Annotated in this window: 18 protein-coding genes and 1 pseudogene; 9 read left to right on the top strand and 10 right to left on the bottom strand. The window is 34.6% G+C overall.

Features of this window, described 5'->3' with window-relative positions:
• The first annotated feature begins 332 nt into the window (after nucleotides 1-332).
• The gene (locus tag HOG88_RS00310) at nucleotides 333-845 is read left to right on the top strand and encodes a DUF302 domain-containing protein (protein ID WP_295002059.1); all 513 of its coding nucleotides are present in this window, start codon (nucleotides 333-335) and stop codon (nucleotides 843-845) included.
• A 148-nt stretch (nucleotides 846-993) separates the two neighbouring features.
• Here the strand turns inward: HOG88_RS00310 and HOG88_RS00315 are convergent.
• The 4 genes and pseudogenes from HOG88_RS00315 to HOG88_RS00330 all read right to left on the bottom strand — a co-directional run.
• Nucleotides 994-1,150, bottom strand: a pseudogene (locus HOG88_RS00315) (transposase); the annotation flags it as partial.
• Nucleotides 1,151-1,834: 684 nt separating this feature from the next.
• The gene (locus tag HOG88_RS00320) at nucleotides 1,835-2,095 is read right to left on the bottom strand and encodes a transposase (protein WP_295002060.1); all 261 of its coding nucleotides are present in this window, start codon (nucleotides 2,093-2,095) and stop codon (nucleotides 1,835-1,837) included.
• A 101-nt stretch (nucleotides 2,096-2,196) separates the two neighbouring features.
• Nucleotides 2,197-3,972, bottom strand: coding sequence for a DNA helicase RecQ (gene recQ / locus HOG88_RS00325; protein WP_295002105.1), 1,776 nt, complete (start codon nucleotides 3,970-3,972; stop codon nucleotides 2,197-2,199).
• 87 nt (nucleotides 3,973-4,059) lie between these two features.
• Complete coding sequence (locus HOG88_RS00330; RefSeq protein WP_295002061.1) at nucleotides 4,060-4,677, bottom strand: riboflavin synthase; 618 nt, start codon at nucleotides 4,675-4,677, stop codon at nucleotides 4,060-4,062.
• 159 nt (nucleotides 4,678-4,836) lie between these two features.
• Between HOG88_RS00330 and HOG88_RS00335 the strand changes: the two genes are divergently transcribed.
• The gene (locus tag HOG88_RS00335) at nucleotides 4,837-5,496 is read left to right on the top strand and encodes a ferritin family protein (RefSeq protein ID WP_295002062.1); all 660 of its coding nucleotides are present in this window, start codon (nucleotides 4,837-4,839) and stop codon (nucleotides 5,494-5,496) included.
• Between the two features lie 21 nt (nucleotides 5,497-5,517).
• Here HOG88_RS00335 and HOG88_RS00340 read toward each other — a convergent pair whose 3' ends face one another.
• Nucleotides 5,518-6,204 carry a tetratricopeptide repeat protein gene (locus HOG88_RS00340; protein ID WP_295002063.1) on the bottom strand — a complete coding sequence of 229 codons (687 nt, stop codon included), beginning with the start codon at nucleotides 6,202-6,204 and terminating at the stop codon, nucleotides 5,518-5,520.
• 109 nt (nucleotides 6,205-6,313) lie between these two features.
• Here HOG88_RS00340 and mnmG point away from each other — a divergent pair, with 109 nt between their 5' ends.
• The 5 genes from mnmG to HOG88_RS00365 all read left to right on the top strand — a co-directional run bounded on the left by mnmG (nucleotide 6,314) and on the right by HOG88_RS00365 (nucleotide 12,144).
• Nucleotides 6,314-8,194 (top strand): tRNA uridine-5-carboxymethylaminomethyl(34) synthesis enzyme MnmG, encoded by a 1,881-nt coding sequence (gene mnmG, locus HOG88_RS00345; protein ID WP_295002064.1) that lies wholly within the window; start codon nucleotides 6,314-6,316, stop codon nucleotides 8,192-8,194.
• Between the two features lie 86 nt (nucleotides 8,195-8,280).
• Nucleotides 8,281-8,805, top strand: coding sequence for a ubiquinol-cytochrome c reductase iron-sulfur subunit (petA, locus tag HOG88_RS00350; protein WP_295002065.1), 525 nt, complete (start codon nucleotides 8,281-8,283; stop codon nucleotides 8,803-8,805).
• A gap of 13 nt (nucleotides 8,806-8,818) precedes the next feature.
• The gene (locus HOG88_RS00355; RefSeq protein WP_295002066.1) at nucleotides 8,819-10,036 is read left to right on the top strand and encodes a cytochrome bc complex cytochrome b subunit; all 1,218 of its coding nucleotides are present in this window, start codon (nucleotides 8,819-8,821) and stop codon (nucleotides 10,034-10,036) included.
• 10 nt (nucleotides 10,037-10,046) lie between these two features.
• On the top strand, nucleotides 10,047-11,129 hold the full coding sequence (locus HOG88_RS00360; RefSeq protein WP_295002067.1) for a c-type cytochrome: 1,083 nt from the start codon (nucleotides 10,047-10,049) through the stop codon (nucleotides 11,127-11,129).
• 136 nt (nucleotides 11,130-11,265) lie between these two features.
• A complete protein-coding gene (locus tag HOG88_RS00365; protein ID WP_295002068.1) occupies nucleotides 11,266-12,144 on the top strand; it encodes a DUF234 domain-containing protein in 879 nt (292 codons plus the stop codon).
• Here HOG88_RS00365 and HOG88_RS00370 read toward each other — a convergent pair.
• Nucleotides 12,137-12,940 (bottom strand): J domain-containing protein, encoded by an 804-nt coding sequence (locus tag HOG88_RS00370; protein WP_295002069.1) that lies wholly within the window; start codon nucleotides 12,938-12,940, stop codon nucleotides 12,137-12,139. The two genes, HOG88_RS00365 and HOG88_RS00370, sit on opposite strands and share 8 nt — an antisense overlap.
• A 132-nt stretch (nucleotides 12,941-13,072) precedes the next feature.
• On the opposite strand from HOG88_RS00370, the gene purF reads away from it, so the two are divergent.
• On the top strand, nucleotides 13,073-14,434 hold the full coding sequence (gene purF / locus HOG88_RS00375; protein WP_295002070.1) for an amidophosphoribosyltransferase: 1,362 nt from the start codon (nucleotides 13,073-13,075) through the stop codon (nucleotides 14,432-14,434).
• On the top strand, nucleotides 14,434-15,393 hold the full coding sequence (locus tag HOG88_RS00380; protein WP_295002071.1) for a TIGR01212 family radical SAM protein: 960 nt from the start codon (nucleotides 14,434-14,436) through the stop codon (nucleotides 15,391-15,393). The genes purF and HOG88_RS00380 overlap by 1 nt, the downstream gene beginning before the upstream one ends.
• A 3-nt stretch (nucleotides 15,394-15,396) precedes the next feature.
• Here the strand turns inward: HOG88_RS00380 and HOG88_RS00385 are convergent, their stop codons facing one another.
• From HOG88_RS00385 to HOG88_RS00400, 4 genes are read right to left on the bottom strand one after another with little or no spacing between them, the layout of a single operon-like run.
• Nucleotides 15,397-15,942: a DUF2393 family protein gene (locus tag HOG88_RS00385; protein ID WP_295002072.1), complete on the bottom strand. Its 546-nt coding sequence runs from the start codon at nucleotides 15,940-15,942 to the stop codon at nucleotides 15,397-15,399.
• A complete protein-coding gene (locus HOG88_RS00390) occupies nucleotides 15,939-16,451 on the bottom strand; it encodes a DUF2393 domain-containing protein (RefSeq protein ID WP_295002073.1) in 513 nt (170 codons plus the stop codon). Before HOG88_RS00390 ends, HOG88_RS00385 begins: the two co-directional genes overlap by 4 nt.
• On the bottom strand, nucleotides 16,451-17,134 hold the full coding sequence (gene hisIE, locus HOG88_RS00395) for a bifunctional phosphoribosyl-AMP cyclohydrolase/phosphoribosyl-ATP diphosphatase HisIE (protein ID WP_295002074.1): 684 nt from the start codon (nucleotides 17,132-17,134) through the stop codon (nucleotides 16,451-16,453). The genes HOG88_RS00390 and hisIE overlap by 1 nt, the downstream gene beginning before the upstream one ends.
• Entirely contained in the window at nucleotides 17,134-18,213 is a 1,080-nt protein-coding gene (locus HOG88_RS00400) for a prohibitin family protein (protein ID WP_295002075.1), read from the bottom strand. The genes hisIE and HOG88_RS00400 overlap by 1 nt, the downstream gene beginning before the upstream one ends.
• Nucleotides 18,214-18,227 lie beyond the last annotated feature (14 nt).

The following is an 18,227-nucleotide window of genomic DNA, read 5'->3' on the forward strand; positions in this document are numbered from 1 at the left end:
AGATAAAAAAGTTCTACCAACAGGTAAAACGGCAATGGCTGAAATCAAAAGAAATTGCCTATATCGTGATGATTTTATTGATGATTTATTTGAGCAAGAAGGTATATAAGGTTTATTTTATTTTTCATCGGATTTACCTAGATAGAATATTAGTAAGAATATTTTTAAGTAATCTCTTGGCCAAGTGAACTCTCCTCTACTAAGTTAATATTAGAATTCTTTTTTTTGCTTCATAGGCTGATTAGTTACTAATTTTTGAACACCTTTTATAGTTATATAAGGAACATATCACTATAATTAATAAAAATTAATAAAAATTAATAAGGAATCCAATGAAAACTATCATTCTTTCATTACTACTACTAGGCTCATTGCTTCAAGCAAATGAGATATATACGAAGACCATAACTAAGCCTTTTTCTGTTTATTTTCCAGAACTTAAAAAATCGATCGAGAAAAATCATATGGGAATTATTTATGAATTTGATTTGGTGGAACGTTTCAAAAAAAAAGGTTTTGATAAAAAATTTGGCGATGCATTTAATAAAAATGGCTTAGATAAAATCGTAACTTTGTTAATATGTAATGGATATGTAGGAAATCAAGTTTCAAATATAGACCCTAATATGATGGCTCTTTGTCCGATCAAGATAACTGTAATCAAAAAAGGTGCTCAGACTACAATTACTTTCTTGAAATATCAAAATGTAACTCAGAACAAAGAAATTAAAGAACTTTTATCAACACTTGACAAGATTGTTATTAATACAATTGACTTAACTCTTGACAAGTATATGGAATCATCTGTAACTGGTGGTTATGAAGAACAGCACGAAGGAAACTAGCCTTTTTCATAGGCTTCGGCCTATTTCATACACATCTTCCCTGTTCTATATCAAAATAATTGTAACTTTATTACCCTCTCTAAAAGAGAGAATTTCCCTACATCACGGAAACGAGTGATTCAAATTCAATTAAGCAGCGCTTACGAGAAGTATCAATAACTGATACTAAATTAGCATAATTTTTTTGCACCATCAATTGATTTAAATTGTCCAGATACTTTTTACTTTACTTTGATATTTCTATTAACTCTTTCACTGCCATTATTGTCAGCTGGTATATTTTCATCAAGCAAGAAAGTAAAAAGTTGTAACTAATCACCCTCTAAAATACCAAAAAGAATTCTAATATTCACCTCAATAAATCTTCATTAAAAGCCTATTTATAGGACTTATTAGCTATAATTCACTACATAAAAAGTAGGAATAAATATTGAAGAAAACTCTCCTGAAATATCAATTTTCAATTAAGAACTAAGAGATTTATCTCATGAAGAGCTTCTTAAGTATATAGAAAATATTCAAGATAACCTCGTGCAAGAAAAACCACCAAAGAATTCCAGTAACTCTAGTATCTCACCATCAAGTGAGATAGCACCTTTAAAAAAGAGAAACACTAAGAACCAATCTCTTCGAGAGAAGAGTAATAAAAATGTTGGTGGACAGATAGGAAGAGAGGGAATTACACTTTTACAGAGTGATACTCCTGATGAGATTGTTACACTGCCTTATTCTTTTGCAAAAAATGCACCAAACGGGCCACCCATCGCGATTCTATCCGGCCACCCATGTCGCTTGATATCCGGCCAGTAATGACGGAGTTTATCCAGCCACTTTGTGCTTGAGTCCGCGATTTTATATTCGGTTAAGTATTAACTGAATTTTCTAAGAGATATTTTCTAAATTCAATTACACTCTTTGTGAATTTTTACAAAGGTGTTACGATGAGGAAAATAAATATGAGACAGATACGAGAAGTACTTAGATTGCATCTACTTGCTATCTCTAGGGATAGAGACATCAAACTGACCATACTTAGAGTTGATGGTTTTTGCATTATATCCGTTACGAGCATTGGAATTGGTGGATTCCTCGTGTTTAGCATAACCGAGGTGTGAAGTTAGTTCTTCTTGTGATGCAGTCTGTATTACTTCTTTGAGTATATTTTTGAACTCTTTGGTAATATCATCTAAAGATGTTAATTCTCCAGATTGTATCTGTTTTTTTAGCTCTTCGTGGTTGATTAAACTCATGTGTAAATCCTTGTTAATAATTTACTTGATGACTATATCAAATAAATCTATTTTTTGAGGTTTACACAGTTTATTTTACACTCTCCAAAAAGTAGAATTTTTCATGAATTTATAACATCTAAAAATACTTCACCAAATTGTGTAAATTTTTTCTCACCAATGCCATTGACCTCTAGCATACTATCTTTGTCAATGGGCTTGTCATTCGCGAGGTGTTTGAGTGTTTTATCAGTAAAGATTATGTAAGCGGGAACACCCATGTCAGAAGCTAGTTCACTGCGTTTACTGCGAAGTTCTTCAAACATCTCTTCATCATAATCAAACTCTTTATCTTGTTTAACTTTTTTCTCTGTGACATTTATGAGTAAACGCGAGGATTTTATATCGATGAGTTTAAGTGATTTTAAAACATTTATAGCATCATCAGTGAGTTTTAAAACACTAAAGTCCCCTAAGTTAAGAACTCTAAGTTCGATTAATCTTTCTACTATGATAAACCATTCTTTTTTACTTAACTCGGTTCCTATGCCGTACATGGAAAGTTTATCTGCTCCATTAGCGAGAAGCTTATGCTCACTTGATCCACGGAGTATATCAATGACATAGTTCTTACCAAAGCCTTGGTCTGTTTTATAAATGGCAGAGAGTATCATTTGAGACTCTTTGGTTATATCTGTGCGTTTATCATCGGACTCTAAACAGTTGTCACATCTATCCCTGCATTCATCGAGTGTGTCATCAAAGTATTCTGCGAGCTGTTTATGAAAACATATTTCACTTGTTGAGTACTTATAAATTTGGTCTATTTTTGTTTCAAGATGAGCTTTATAGTCTTCATTTGAGATGTCATTTAAAAATCTTTTATGAATGACAATATCCCCTGCATTAAAGAGTAGAAGTACTTCACTATCATCTCCATCACGTCCTGCTCTACCTATCTCTTGGTAGTAGTTTTCTTGTGATTTTGGGAGAGACATATGCACAACAAAACGTATGTCACTCTTGTCTATGCCCATACCAAACGCGATGGTAGCAACCATGATGTTTACTTTGTCATTAACAAATATCTTAAAATTTTGCTCACGAACATGTGCTGGTAGCCCGGCATGGTATGGAAGAGATTTATAGCCACTTTGATTTAGAAAACTAGAGAGTTCTTCAGTTTTTTTACGAGAACTTACATAGATGATACCTGACTCGTCTACATGTCTAAGTAAAAAGTTTTTGAGTTGTGCTTGACCATTTGCTATACGTCTCTGGGCTGAGATAAAGAGGTTCTTGCGAAAGATTTTCCCTTTTAAAACAACAGGGTCAGTTACTTGTAATTCTCTTAGTATATCATCTGTTACATTATCGGTACTTGTAGCTGTAAACGCGGCTATCGTTGTATATGGAAAGTTATGTTTGAGACTTCCTAATGCTCTATAGTCATCACGAAACTCATGTCCCCATTGTGAGATACAGTGTGCTTCATCAATGACAAAAAAATTGATGTGTAGGTTATGTAAAAAATCTAATGTTCTTCCATTGTTCAGGCGTTCTGGAGAAAGGTAGAGAAACTTTAAGTCACCATTGACCGCAGCATACATGATGTCATCTACTTCTTCATAACTTTGCGCTGAACTTATCATCTCTGCGTTTATATTTTGTGCTTTAAGTGCTGAAACCTGATCTTGCATAAGAGCTATAAGAGGGGATACGACTATTGTTATGCCTTCCATCATCATAGTCGGTAGTTGAAAAACAAGAGATTTTCCACCACCAGTCGGGAGTATCATAAGAAGGTCTTGATTATTTAGTATGGCGTCAACTCCCTCTTCTTGGAAGTCGCGAAAATTATTATGTCCGAAAATATCTTTGAGTATTTTATGTTTGATTTTTTATCCTAATATAATACAGTTGATGTAATTATAGTTAGTTTTGATGTTAGTAGTTTAAAGTATGCCAAAATGCAATATTTCTGTTTAAAAAGAGGCATTTATAGCATCAACTTCACCCCAGCTAATTGAAGCGGTTTTTGTCTGATGGCTAATTATATGTGAGACATAACGAGCAAACATATCTGTCTCAATATTTACTTTGGTGCCTTTTTTATAATTTTTAAAAAGTGTTTCTCTCATAGTGTATGGAATGACAGTAAGTCTAAATGTATCGGTACTTACATCGTTGACTGTGAGACTCACACCATCTATGGTTATAGAACCTTTTGGCACTATAAATGCGATGTGCTTAGGCTCTACTTTGATAAAGATATCATAAGAATTACCCAAGTTTTTAATCTCACTAATAGTTCCGATAGTATCAATATGACCTTGAACAATATGCCCTTCAAATCTATCTCCCATCATCATGGCAGGCTCTATATGAACTTCATTTTTGTAGTTTTCCATAACCAAATATTTTTGGCTTTCAGGGGATAGTTCAACACAGAAACCATCATTGGAAACTTTTACTACTGTTAAACAAGCACCATTAATAGCGATAGAGTCACCAATTTTTGCTTTATGTTTAGCTCTAATACTGAGAGTAGAACCAACGAGGCTTTTAACATTTGCGATTTCTCTGATTAGTCCTGTAAACAAGGGTCTAGTTCCTTTATGATTTATATGTGAAAGTTTATTCTTATTTTATATAAATAAACTTAATTATTTACACAAGTTTCACAATAAAAACATAATTTTTTTTAAAGCTTATTGTGGGATAATACTTATAAATCGAGATTATTTCTTAAAGAGAAGTATATGAGACAATATGAATCGTACAAATGTGATAAGTGTGGCAATACAGTTGAAGTACAAAGTGTAGGTGGTGGAGAACTCCATTGTTGTGGACAAGCAATGAAAATGATTACAGAAAATTTGACTTTAGTAAATCTTATGAAAGCATTTGCAGGGGAATCACAGGCACGAAACAAGTATGAGTACTTTGCAAAAGTAGCTCAAAAAGAAGGTCTTAGAGATGTTGCAGAACATTTTCAAAGAGCTGCAAATAATGAAAAACAACATGCAAAAATGGAACTAGCTCTTAACAATAGAATGGTTAATGAAAGTGAAAATAATTTCGGAAATACGCAAGAGAATCTTCAAATGGCAATAGATGGTGAATCATATGAAAATACTACTATGTACCCCGAGTTCGCTCGAATTGCTAAAGAAGAAGGTTATAAAGAAGCGGCAAGATTATTTGATGGAATAGGAAAAGTAGAAATAGAACATGAGAATATGTTTAAAATGCTTTTACATAGATTAGCATCTGATACTGAATTTGTGAGTGAAAATGAAGAAGAAGCATGGATTTGTGAAATTTGTGGTCATGTACATTATGGAAAAAAAGCTTTAAAAGTTTGTCCAGTTTGTAAACATCCAGAGGAGTATCAGTCAAGGTTAAACTCTAAAAAATAGGGTACTAAAAGGAAAGGATAGTTAAAAAACTATCTTTCCGTCTTCTTGAAGACCTTGTATGATCTCTTTGGCTTTTTTATGCCCAGCGTAAGCTGCTTTTCTACATAAGTCTAATGCTTTGTCGTTGTCTGATTCACAGCCAATTCCTTGGTCATAAAGTAGTCCTAAGTTATAGTGACCTTGAGCAAGTCCACCATTAGACGCACGGGTGAAACATATAAATGATTTGGCCTCGTCTTTCTCTACTCCATGACCCTCTTTATATAAAACACCAAGGTTATTAAAAGCTTCTAAATGACCGCGTTTAGCTGCTTCTTCATACCAAAATGCTGCTTCTGAGTAGTTTTGCATACAACCAAGACCCCGTTCTAACATCAGGCCTACTTCATACTGTGCAGGTGGCACTTCGCGTTCAGCTGCCGCCATATGTAACTCGTGTGCTTTAAATTGGTTATGCTCAACACCACCAATTCCGTTTTCATAAAGAATTGCAAGATTAAAAAGTGCATAGGGCTGGTTTGCCTCTGCCGCTTTTGTGTAAAGTTCTAAAGTTCTTGCTTCATTTCTCTCACAGCCTTGAGAGTTTTGGTACATGAAACCAAGTGAAGTTTGTGCATTTGCATCACCTTGCTCTGCTAAAATTGTAAAAAGTTCAAAAGCTGTTTTATAATCTTTCGCACCATATGCGGTATTTGCCTTATTTATCATTATCTATTCCTCCACTCATCTTAAAAAGCTTAACTAATTTAGTTTATATTATACAAATGATACTCAAAAATGCTAAAATTCGTATTAAGATAATATAATGGATTTTTTTATGAATTATGATGTAATAGTAGTAGGTGGTGGTCATGCTGGGGTTGAAGCTTCATTAGCAAGTGCTAGAATGGGTCACAGAACTCTTTTAGTCTCTATGCTAGCTGAAAATGTTGGTGCAACAAGCTGTAATCCTGCTGTTGGTGGTCTTGCAAAAGGACACTTAGTCCGTGAACTTGACGCGCTTGGTGGGGAAATGGGACTCATTACTGATGAGGCTGGTATACAGTTTCGTATACTTAACCAGACAAAGGGCCCAGCAGTTCGAGGCTCTCGTGCTCAAATAGATATGGATAAGTACAGAGTTATTGCTCGTAATGTAATTTTAAACACCCAGAACCTTGAACTAGCACAAGAAACCATAGAATCACTCATCATTGAAAACGAGGTTGTAAAAGGTGTGAAAACTGACCTTTTAAATGACTATATGGCATCAAAAGTTATCATAACTTCAGGAACATTTTTAAATGGAATCATTCATGTTGGAGAGATTCAGAAAAAAGCTGGACGTTATGGAGAGGAAAGAAGCGAGGGCTTAAGTGCATCACTTAAAAATGATGCTGGACTAAATCTCGCACGTTTAAAGACAGGAACTTGTGCCCGTATAGATAGTTCAACTATTGATTTTTCTGTTATGGAAGAGCAGGGTGGAGATGAACTTCCTTCTCCTTTTTCTTTTAGAACAAACCGTGAACAGTTTCGTGCTTCAAAAGAACAGCTTCCTTGTTATATCGCTTATACAAACCCTCTTACACATGAAATAATCTCTTCAAACTTTTATAGAGCACCACTTTTTACAGGTCAAATAGAGGGGAATTCCCCACGGTACTGCCCCAGTATAGAAGATAAGATAAGTAAGTTTGCAGATAAAGATAGACATCACCTTTTTATAGAACCACAAACCATGGATAACACTGAGTGTTACATAAATGGTCTCTCAACTTCGTTACCTCCAGAAGTACAACGCGAGATGATAAAGTCAGTTGTAGGAATGGAAAACGCGAAGATAGTTCGTTATGGTTATGCAATAGAGTATGATTTTGTAGACCCTCGTGAACTAAGACATACATTAGAGACTAAAAAGATAGCGGGTCTGTATTGTGCTGGTCAGATTAACGGTACTACGGGTTATGAAGAAGCAGCTGCACAGGGTATTATGGCGGGAATAAATGCGGGTCTTTCACTTCAAGGGAAAGATCCTCTAATTTTAGGACGTGATGAGGCTTACATCGGTGTTTTAATCGATGACCTTGTAACAAAAGGGACTAATGAACCATACAGAATGTTCACGTCTCGTGCTGAGTACAGACTTCTTCTTCGTGAAGAAAGTGCTGATACGAGACTTTCAAAGTATGGACATGAACTCGGTTTGATTGACGACGCGGAGTACGAAAGAGTCAAACTCAAAGATGAGGAGATAAAATATGGGGCACAGCTTTTAGAAGATACAAAATTTACGCCAAACAAAGAGTTTAATGCAATTTTAGAATCAATAGATGAACAGACTTTAAGAGATGTTTCAACTGCACAACAGCTTATCGCTCGTAAAACTTTTGATGTTGCTAAAATGCTTGTAATTGTGCCAGAACTTGCAAAATTTGATGACTACATTAAAGAAGAGATTCTTGTAGAAGGGAAGTATGCTCGTTATATTGATAAGCAGAGTGAAGAGATAGAACGCATGAAAAAGTATCTTAAAATCAAGATACCAGAAGGTTTTGACTTTACTAAAGTGAGTGGTTTAAGTAAAGAGGTTCAAGAAAAACTTAAAAGTTTTGCTCCCCCTACACTGCAAGCTGCTATGAACATTAGCGGTATCACACCTGCCGCTATAGAAATTCTTCACATATATATTAAAATTGCTAAAAGAGATGCTAAGTAGATTGTTTAAATTTTACTCATAAAGACACTAAAATTTACATTTCTAAGTTATAATGACTGGAAATACTATGATATAAGTGAGAAAAAATGAGAGACAGTAGTCGCAGAGGGTTTATGGGTAAAGCATTTGGTGCTGTTGCCGGTGTAGGGGCAGTAGCTTCATTATTTGCAATGAAAAAAACTTGGGACCCCCTTCCAAGTGTAAAAGCAGCAGGGTTTACTACTCTAGATATGTCTGCTTACAATGAAAATGAACTTATCACTGAGAAGTGGAGAGGTAAACCAATTTTTGTGCTTAAAAAAAGTGCTGAGATGATTGCTTCTCAAACTCCAGTACAACAAGAGAGAGATGTTATCGTTGATGGAAGTCATTATATGGTAGCCATTGGATTATGTACTCACTTAGGCTGTATTCCCGCATATAACACCGATAAAAAAGATTTTCTTTGTGCATGTCATGGAGGTCAGTTTGACTTTTCTGGCGCTGTAGCAAAAGTTCCACCTCCTCGCGGACTTGATATACCCCCCTTTAAAGTTGATGGAAATAAGTTGGTCTTAGGTGAAGTAGGACCTGAGTATACTAAGATGAAAGAATCTGGCATTACGCTTTAAACGAGGAAAATAAATGGCAAAATTTACAAAAGCAACAAGTATAAAAGATTGGATAAACCAGCGTTTAGCAATTGAAAAAGTTGAAAAAGTGATGGGTTCAGAGTATTGGATTCCTAAAAATATAAACTTTCTTTGGGCAATGGGAATGGTACTTGTTATTACTTTCGTACTTCTTTTAGTTTCAGGAATTTTTCTTTTAATGTACTATCAGCCGAATATTGATACTGCATTTTACAGTGTGAACTACACGATTATGAGAGATGTAGACTTTGGTTGGTTATGGAGACATATTCATGGTGTAGCTGCTTCTGTAGTCTTCCTTATTATATACATACATATGTTTACAGGGATATACTATGGTTCATACAAAAAAGGCCGAGAGATGATTTGGCTCTCAGGAATGCTACTTTTAGTAGCATTTTCAGCTGAAGCATTCTCGGGCTATATTCTTCCATGGGGGCAGATGTCTTACTGGGCAGGCATGGTTATTACAAATCTTTTTTCAGGTGGTTCTTTACATGCAGACGGCCTTGTTGAATGGATTCGTGGTGATTATGTTCCAGCTCAAGCATTTTTATCTCGTTTCTTTATGCTTCATGTGCTTCTTATTCCTTTAGCTATTTTAGGTCTAATAGGGCTTCACTTCGCAGCTCTTAGAATTCCCCATGTGAATAACCAAGATGGTGAAGAGATTGATTTTGATGCAGAAAGTAAAAAGTACTTAGATGGTGACAAGAAAGGCAGTAAGGTTATCCGTTTTGCAAATGACTTTATGTCAAAAGATATGATGGTTGCAGGAATATACTTAGTGTTCTTTTTCTATCTCGTCTTTTACAACTATGGTTTTGCCATGGATCCTGTAAATTTTGACCCTGCTGATGGACTTAAAACTCCAGCACATATTTACCCTGAGTGGTATTTCCTATGGTCGTATGAAATCTTGCGTCCGTTTTCTATAGACATAGGGCTTATCGCATTTGCATTTGCACAAGGTATTTTTCTTGGACTTCCATTTTTAGATAGAAGTCCAAATGCTATTGCTGCTAACCGTCGTGGACCTGCATTTATGATTTGGTTTTGGTTAATGCTTACAAATATGATAGTACTTACAGCTATGGGAAAACTTCCTCCAGAAGATCCATATAGCACTATTGGTTATTGGGCTGCAATCTTGTTTATTGTTCAGTGGTTAGCACTCCCAATCATAACATCATATGAAAAAAAAGTATAAGGAGCTAGGGATGAAAAATAAAGAACCATTAATATTAGCAGTAGTTGTATTCTTCTCACTAGCTACTTACTATTTAGTTGAGCCGTATGCTCACCATATTTTACATAAAGATGTTGAGAGTAAAGGTTTTGTGTATGATGGAAGTGATGACATCTTAGAAGTAGAAAATATTATAAGTGGACTTCAAAAGACAAAACTAGAGAAAGAACTTGAATATAAAGATGCATCAGCAGATGAAAAACAAAAACTAAAGACAGCAATAATCACTTCAGAAAATGATATAGCAATACAAAAAGTTCGACTAGAAAAGAAGCAAACTTTTTTTTCAGATGTAGCAAGAATCGCTAAAATAAAAGGTGATGCAGTTACTGGTGAAGCAATCTTTGCAACTTGTAGCGGTTGTCATAATGATGCTGGAATTGTTATGGGAACAATACCTCCTTCACTTGATAATGCTGGTGTTTATTACACTAAAAACTACCTTATAGGTATCATTAAAGATCCTGTAATGATTTCAAATGTAGATCATAAATTTTCTGTAGAAAATGAACACCCTATGGCTAGTGTTAAGTACATGGTGTCTTCTGATGAAGATATAGCAAATGTAGTTGCTTATATGCAAAAAATTGCTATCTCTCCAGAAAAAGTAACACCAAAAATGGCATACGAAAATACTTGTGGAAGATGTCATTCTGTTGTGTATGAAAAATGGACACAGCTCGGAACAACTGAGAAATTCAAACACAAAAAAGATACTTTAGCTGCTGAGATTAAAGTCTTAGAGTATGAAGACTCACTTAAAGTATACATGGGGAAACTACCACCAGATTTAAGTATGTATATTCGTTCTCGTGGAGAGCACTTTATAAGCACATTTATAGAAAACCCTCAGAGTCAACTTGAGGGAACATCAATGCCTCGTGTCGGTGTAACAGCAGATACAGCAGACAAAGTTGTAGAGTACTTAAAAAATGCAGGTGATACAAAACGCCATGAACGTGAAGAAATTGGTAGAAATGTAATGATTTATATCGTTATATTCGCTCTTTTTGCTTTTCTTTGGAAAAGAGAGATATGGAAAGACCTACATTAATAGGCCCTAAATCACTACTTCTTGATACTCAATTGAGTATCAAGTTTGTGTTAAAGTATGTTACAATTATTATATGACAAATTCAAAACTCCTTCACCAATTCCGGTCTTTTTACTTTAGAAATTATCCTGATGATATGGAAATCCAAATAGACTATTTTTCTGTTTTTGGTGGCCTTGGATGGGATGTTGATACTTCTAAGCCTATAGCAGAATTAGTACAGACCCTTATCTTAGAAAACTTCGATACTTTAAATGAAAAAATAGAAAAACTTACCCTCAATGAACCTATAAACAAGCGTTTACTTCAAGCTCTTGCTATTGGAGACAGAAGAATATTTTCTGCTTTTAACCGTGCAGGACTGAATAATGGCAACGGAGGAGGCGCACTTAACTTCTTACAAGATAGCGGACTCATTCAAATGGAGTACTCAAGAGAGAGTGATAATAGAGATAGAAATTCAAATACTAAGTTAAAACGCCGAGATGCACGACATAGAATCTCACATAAAGTTTTATTTACTCACCCATTTGTCCGTTTTTGGTTTTATTTTATCGCACCTCAAATAAAAAATATACAAAAAGGGGAGTATTCTAAACTTTTTGAAAACTTTGAAAATCATCAAAATAGCTATACTAGTTTAGTGTTTGAAGAATTATCAGAAGTACTTCTTAACTACAACTTAAGAGAAGCTCAAATTATCAGCTCAGGAAGTTATTGGGATGCGAATATAGAAATAGATATTTTAACTATTACAGATGATGATAGCATATATGTAGGTGAGTGTAAATGGAAGAACCATAATATAAATAAAAAAGAGTTACATAAGCTTCATGAAAAATGTGAAAAACTTGGTATTGAACCGACTCAGATAGTATTTTTTTCTAAACGCGGCTTTTCAAATGAGTTAATGCAAATGAGAGGAGTTGATCTTGCTCTTTATGGAAGTGAAGATTTTGAAGCACTTGTTAAGAGTAGTTCAAAAGAGCAGTTAATAGAAAACTTTATTAACTAACGACTCGCAAGGCTGTATATGCTTCTTGAAGAAGTTGAAACTTTTGTGTATAGTGCTTTACCATATGTGGTGCTTCATGAATTATTTTATCAGGATGGTATACTTTAGTAAGTTTTTTGTATGACTTTTTAAGGGCATCTTGACTCGCTCCAATAGGGCATTCTAAAACTGTATAAAAGAGAGTGTTATCTTCTCTTTCCTCCTCACTAACCAAGTCACCAAAACTAAAGTTTGCAAAGTCTGAATAAAGTTTAGACATAAAATGATTATCATAAGTATACTGAATTTGATAGTGTAAGATATGGCGTTTATTGAGAGCACGTTCAAGTCGTGATTTCGCTTTTAAATCAGAAACATCAACAACCAATGAAAGATCTGTTCCTCGTTCAATATATACTTCAAGTTGTGAACGCATATAGTTCAATACCCAAGAATTTGATTTGTTTAAAGAGATGAGTACTGTGTCTTTATCATAAGCATATAGATTTACTTTAACAACTTCGGGTTCGAGAAGCTCTTCTAGTTCTATCTTGATAGGTTGATTTCCATATTTTAGCATTGAACGTAAAAAGAACTCATGGTTAAAGTCATGTTTAGCAGCATGATGTAAACTTAACTGACTTAAAAATTCTTCCCTTGCTTCAACTAAAGTTTCATTTCTAAAGACTAAAACGGCTTTTGGTAAAAAGAGCATACCGCGTGAATGATGATTTAAAAATTCTTTCATCCACTCAGTATCCAATGAATCAAACCCGGTGGTGATAAGAATGAGATTATTACGTAATACAATATTCATATATCTTACCTTTTAAATGGACGATTTTGTAAAATAAAGCAATTAGAGTTCCAATTTCATCTAAGATTGCTTATATCTAATTCTAGTATAATTTCACTACATGAAGAGCTACCATGTTTACAAGGATTTAATTTGCGCGAAGATATAAATGAAAAGTGTGCTGTTGTTGGGATTTTTGGGTCTCAAGAGGCTTCTAAGTTAGCTTACTTTGGGCTACATGCACTACAGCATCGTGGTCAAGAAGCTGCGGGAATTAGTTCTTCAGATGGAAAGAAACTTCATACTATTAAAGACCGTGGATTAGTGATGCGTGTTTTTAACGAAGAGAAACTAGCAACACTTAGTGGTTCAAGTGCAATTGGGCATACGAGATACTCAACTGCCGGGGATGACTCTATATTGGATGCACAGCCCGTATTTGCAAGATATGACTTAGGTGAAATGGCAATTGTTCACAATGGTAATCTTACAAATGCAGAAGAAGTTAGAAATTCCCTTATTAAAAAAGGTGCAATTTTTCAAACTTTTATGGATACTGAAAACCTAATTCACCTTATAGCAAAGAGCGAAAAAGAAAAACTTACAGATAGAATTATAGATGCTGTTCAAAGAATTGAAGGTGCATTTTCTCTTGTTTTTTTAAGTAGAAAGAAAATGTTTGCAATGCGTGATAGATTTGGATTTCGTCCTTTAAGTCTTGGAAAACTACCAAATGGTGGTTACATAGTTGCCAGTGAAACGTGTGCATTTGATCTTGTGAGTGCTACATATATTCGAGATGTTGAACCTGGAGAGCTGCTAATATTTGAAGAAGGCAAAGAACCTACAAGTATTAAAGTTTTTGAATCAACTCCAAAGCATTGTATTTTTGAGTATGTGTATTTTGCACGCCCGGACTCTATTGTTTTTGGTCAGTCAGTTTACCAAACAAGAAAAAATATGGGCAAAGAACTTGCACATGTATTTCCTATTGAAGCAGATGTTGTTATACCAGTTCCAGATGGTGGTGTTCCATCAGCTATTGGGTATGCTCAAGAGAGTGGTATTCCTTATGAGATGGGAATAATGCGTAACCATTACATTGGTCGTACTTTTATAGAGCCAACACAAGAGATGCGTGATCTAAAAGTGAAGATGAAACTTTCTCCTATGACAGATATTATTAAAGGGAAGCGTGTCATTGTTATAGATGACTCAATCGTTCGTGGTACTACATCTCGTCGTATTATTCGTATGCTTAAAGAAGCGGGAGCAAGTGAAGTACATATGCGTGTATCTTCTCCTCCAACAACTGATCCATGTTTTTATGGTGTAGACACTCCAAGTAAAGATAAGCTTATAGCGGCAAATATGACTAACCAAGAAATTTGTGATTATATAGAAGCAGATTCTCTTGCATATCTTGATGAACCAGCACTTCTTAGAAGTGTTAATGCGAAGGAAGGTGAAGAGAGTTATTGTACAGCTTGTTTTACCGGTAAGTACATAGTCTAATGAAACAGATATTCACTTATGGTAATTACCTAAAAGAAAAGTTTTCGTGTAAAGTCTATAAAGTTGGTATTAATATCTCAGGTTTTACTTGTCCTAATATTGATGGAACAGTTGCTAAAGGTGGTTGTACATTTTGTGAAAACGATTCATTTTCTGCGAGTACTGATGAAGTTCAGGAACTCAAAGGTTTTCACCTTAACCTTGACTCTAAAGAAAATCCTTTTTTAGATAAACAAATTAAACAACTTGAAATCCAATTTGATGCTATTAGTAAACGCCAAGCAAAAGAATATGGAGCAGAAAAGTTTCTTGTTTATTTTCAATCTTTTACAAATACTTATGCTCCCTTTGATACTCTAAAAGCTTTGTATGAAAAAGCCCTTTCATTTGATAATGTAGTTGGTTTAAGTATAGGAACTCGTTCTGATAGTATTACAGAAGAGACTTTAGAGTACCTAGCGGAGTTAGCAAAAACAAATGAGATATGGCTAGAGTTTGGTATACAGTCCGTATATGATGAAACACTTTTAAGAATTAACCGTGGACATGATAGTGCAAATGTTAAAGAGTGGATTATAAAGTCTAAAAAAGCTGGTGTGAATGTATGTGGACACCTTATATTTGGCCTTGGTGGTGAAACGCAAGAGATGATGCTTGAAACATCACGTGCCGCTTATGAGTGGGGTATAGACTCTGTTAAGTACCATCCTTTATATGTAGTGAAAAAAACAGCCTTAGCAAATGAATTTAATCGTGGAGAGTTTACACCTATTAGCGAAGAGTTATATCTTGATACACTGCTTAAATCAGTACAGATGAAGCCTGAAAATGTAAGTGTACAAAGAGTTACGGCAGGAATAGATGATGATTCACTCCTTTCACCTAAATGGTGTAGAGACAAGAATAAACAAATTAAAAATATTAATGCTGCGTTTAAAAAGATAGGCTTAAAATACTAACTTTTAGTGACCCCAAACCTTAGCAAATTGTGTAGTACTTCTAAAATATGGAGGATATGGAAAGTAAACCCTAAAGGCTTTAGCTTCGCCAGGTGCTAAGTCCTCTGCAACTATGAACTTTTTTGTTATAGATTGTGGCCTAAATTTTAGGCTATTGCCACCTTTAAAGAAGTCCAAAAACCCACTTGTCTTATAAAAATCAACACCTTTTACATTCCCAATAGCATGACCTTTATTTACAAGTTTTATTTCAAATGTAACTTTACCTATTGAGTGCTTACCCTCATTTCTTACAGTTCCTGTGTAAATTATTTTTTCTATACTTAAGAGTCTTTCGTTTTTTAGTTTATGAAGTTTTACTACTTTTGTATACTTGTCAACTGCTAGCACTGAAAATATTGTCAAAATGATGCTTATCAAAGTGATCGAAAACATCATAGCAAAAATATTTTTTTTGCTTTTTTGCTTTGTTGAAGTAACAATTCCTATAATAAAGATGATAAAAATAGCGAAAAATACAAGGTAATGTACATAATTTAGCTCAGTCATTTACAGTCAGCTCCTAAAGTGATATTATAATCTTTTTCATATGTAAAAGGTTCTATTATTATCTTAAACGCGATTGTTTGAGATATAGCAATATCTTCTTCCATTATCGACATATTTTTAAAAGGCTTTAGTTTGTAGAGATAATTTTTAAGAGAATTTCCACCTACCTTATAGGTACTCGCAGTTATTTTACAGCTTTGAAAGTTTCTTTGAGAATCATTTGAGAGGGTGCCCTTTAGAACTATTGCATCTGTAAAGCTTAGTCTCTTTTGACTTGTTATTTTAGTAGTATTTTGAAAGAGTATATCGTGCATTGTAATATAGCCATAGGTAGAACCAACTACAAATATAGTAAACGCGAGTAGTATACATAAAGCAGCTATAAGAGGTTTTCTTCTAAGAACTATGCCTAGAATGACAAAGAGGATAAAGAGAATAAAAACACTAGTAAAAAGAATATAATCATAGACTATAAGATCAGAGATAAACTCTTTTACATTTATCTTCACTAATCTTTCCTTGCATTCTTCTCAGCTATACCACTCATGTTAAATCTACGAGAAAGCTCTTGTTTAACTCTATCTGGAGAGATATTTTTTACAGCTAAGGCAACTAATATATGGTATGTTAAGTCAGCTGCTTCATAAATCATCTCTGCTTCATCGTTGTCTTTATAGGCAAAGCTAAATTCACCAGCTTCTTCAACTACTTTTTTAAGAATAGTGTTCTCACCTTTATGGATGAGTTTTGCTGTCCATGAAGTCTCAGGATCTGCATTTTTACGCTCTTGAATAGTATGGTAAAGTGTGTCTATAACGCCATAAGCAGCAGTTGTATCTACTTCAACTTGAGAATTAGTCTCACCACTTTCTAGTTCTGTAAAAAAACAAGACTTTCTTCCTGTATGACAAGCTACACCTTCTTGAGTGACTTTTATGAGAAGTGTATCGCTATCGCAGTCAATATTAAAAGAGTGTATAGTCTGTGTGTGTCCACTACTTTCACCTTTTTTCCATATACGTTGTTTAGAACGAGAAAAATAGTGTGCAATTTTTGTAGAGAGTGAAAGTTCTAATGCTGCTTTATTCATATAAGCCATCATTAGAACTTCATTCGTTGTAGAATCTTGAACGATAACGGGAAGAAGTTCAGACTTCTCCCAATCCACTCTATTTAAAGCTTCCTCTACCATTATTTAGCCGTAGTTCTTTGTCTAGCATTTTTAGTATCAACCCAAATATTTGGAGTTGACCCACCAGGTGTTAAGAAGATCTTAGCATCTCTGTTTACACTAAGTGCATCATTAAACTTCCCTTGAACTTTCATTTGCTCTAGTTGTAAAAGTTTAGTAGTTAATGACTTAGAAATAAGAATATTTGCTTTGGCTTTTGCATCTGCTTGAATAGTTACAGAGTCTGCAATACCTTGAGCTTCAATTCTTTTCTTTTGTGCTATACCTTCAGCTTCTGCAGCACGTTTAAGAGCTTCTTGTTTTACACGTTGTACATCTTGTTCTGCTTTTTGAACTTCTTGTTTTGCAACTTGAACACGTTCTATCTGCTCTTTTACTTTTTGAGGAAGACCAATTTCACGAAGTTGAACAGACTGTAAATCTGCTGGTGAGTTTTTAAGTCCAACTACACTTTTTCTTACAGCATCATCGATTTCTGTTGCAATTTTATTTCTCATTTGTGGTAATGATTCAGCATCATACTTACCAACTACATTACGAACAACATCACGAACAACAGGATTAATAATCTTGTCTTCCCATGAGAATCCCCAGTTAGATATAGTTTGTGCTGCAAATTGAGAGTTAAGACGATACTGAACAGTAAGTTCAATTGAAACAGGAAGTCCACGTCTGTCTAGTACTGTAATCGCTGGTTTTGAAGTAATACCTGCACTACTATGATTTGCTTCAATACGAGAAGCATAGTTAATAATACGAACTTTTGTATCTACAACATATACCTTTTGAATAATAGGTACGATGAAGTGTAGTCCTGGTAGAAGTGCTTGGTCCTGGTACTTACCATTTGTACTTAAAATACCACGTTGACCCTCTTCGATGATAGTAAAAGGTTTCGCTAAAACCATCATAATTACGACAGCAATAATAAAGTAAACTATTCCAGATTTACCACCCATGTTGAAGTCTATATTTGGCATTTTAGGACCTGTTGGACCGCCACCATTACCGCCAGAAGATTTTTTAGGTCCACCTTCGCTCTTTTTTTTGTTAAAGTAATCATTCATATCTGATGCCATTTTCTATCCTTAAT

Origin of the sequence: Sulfurimonas sp. (assembly GCF_018698455.1) — a bacterium.
Lineage (GTDB): Bacteria > Campylobacterota > Campylobacteria > Campylobacterales > Sulfurimonadaceae > Sulfurimonas.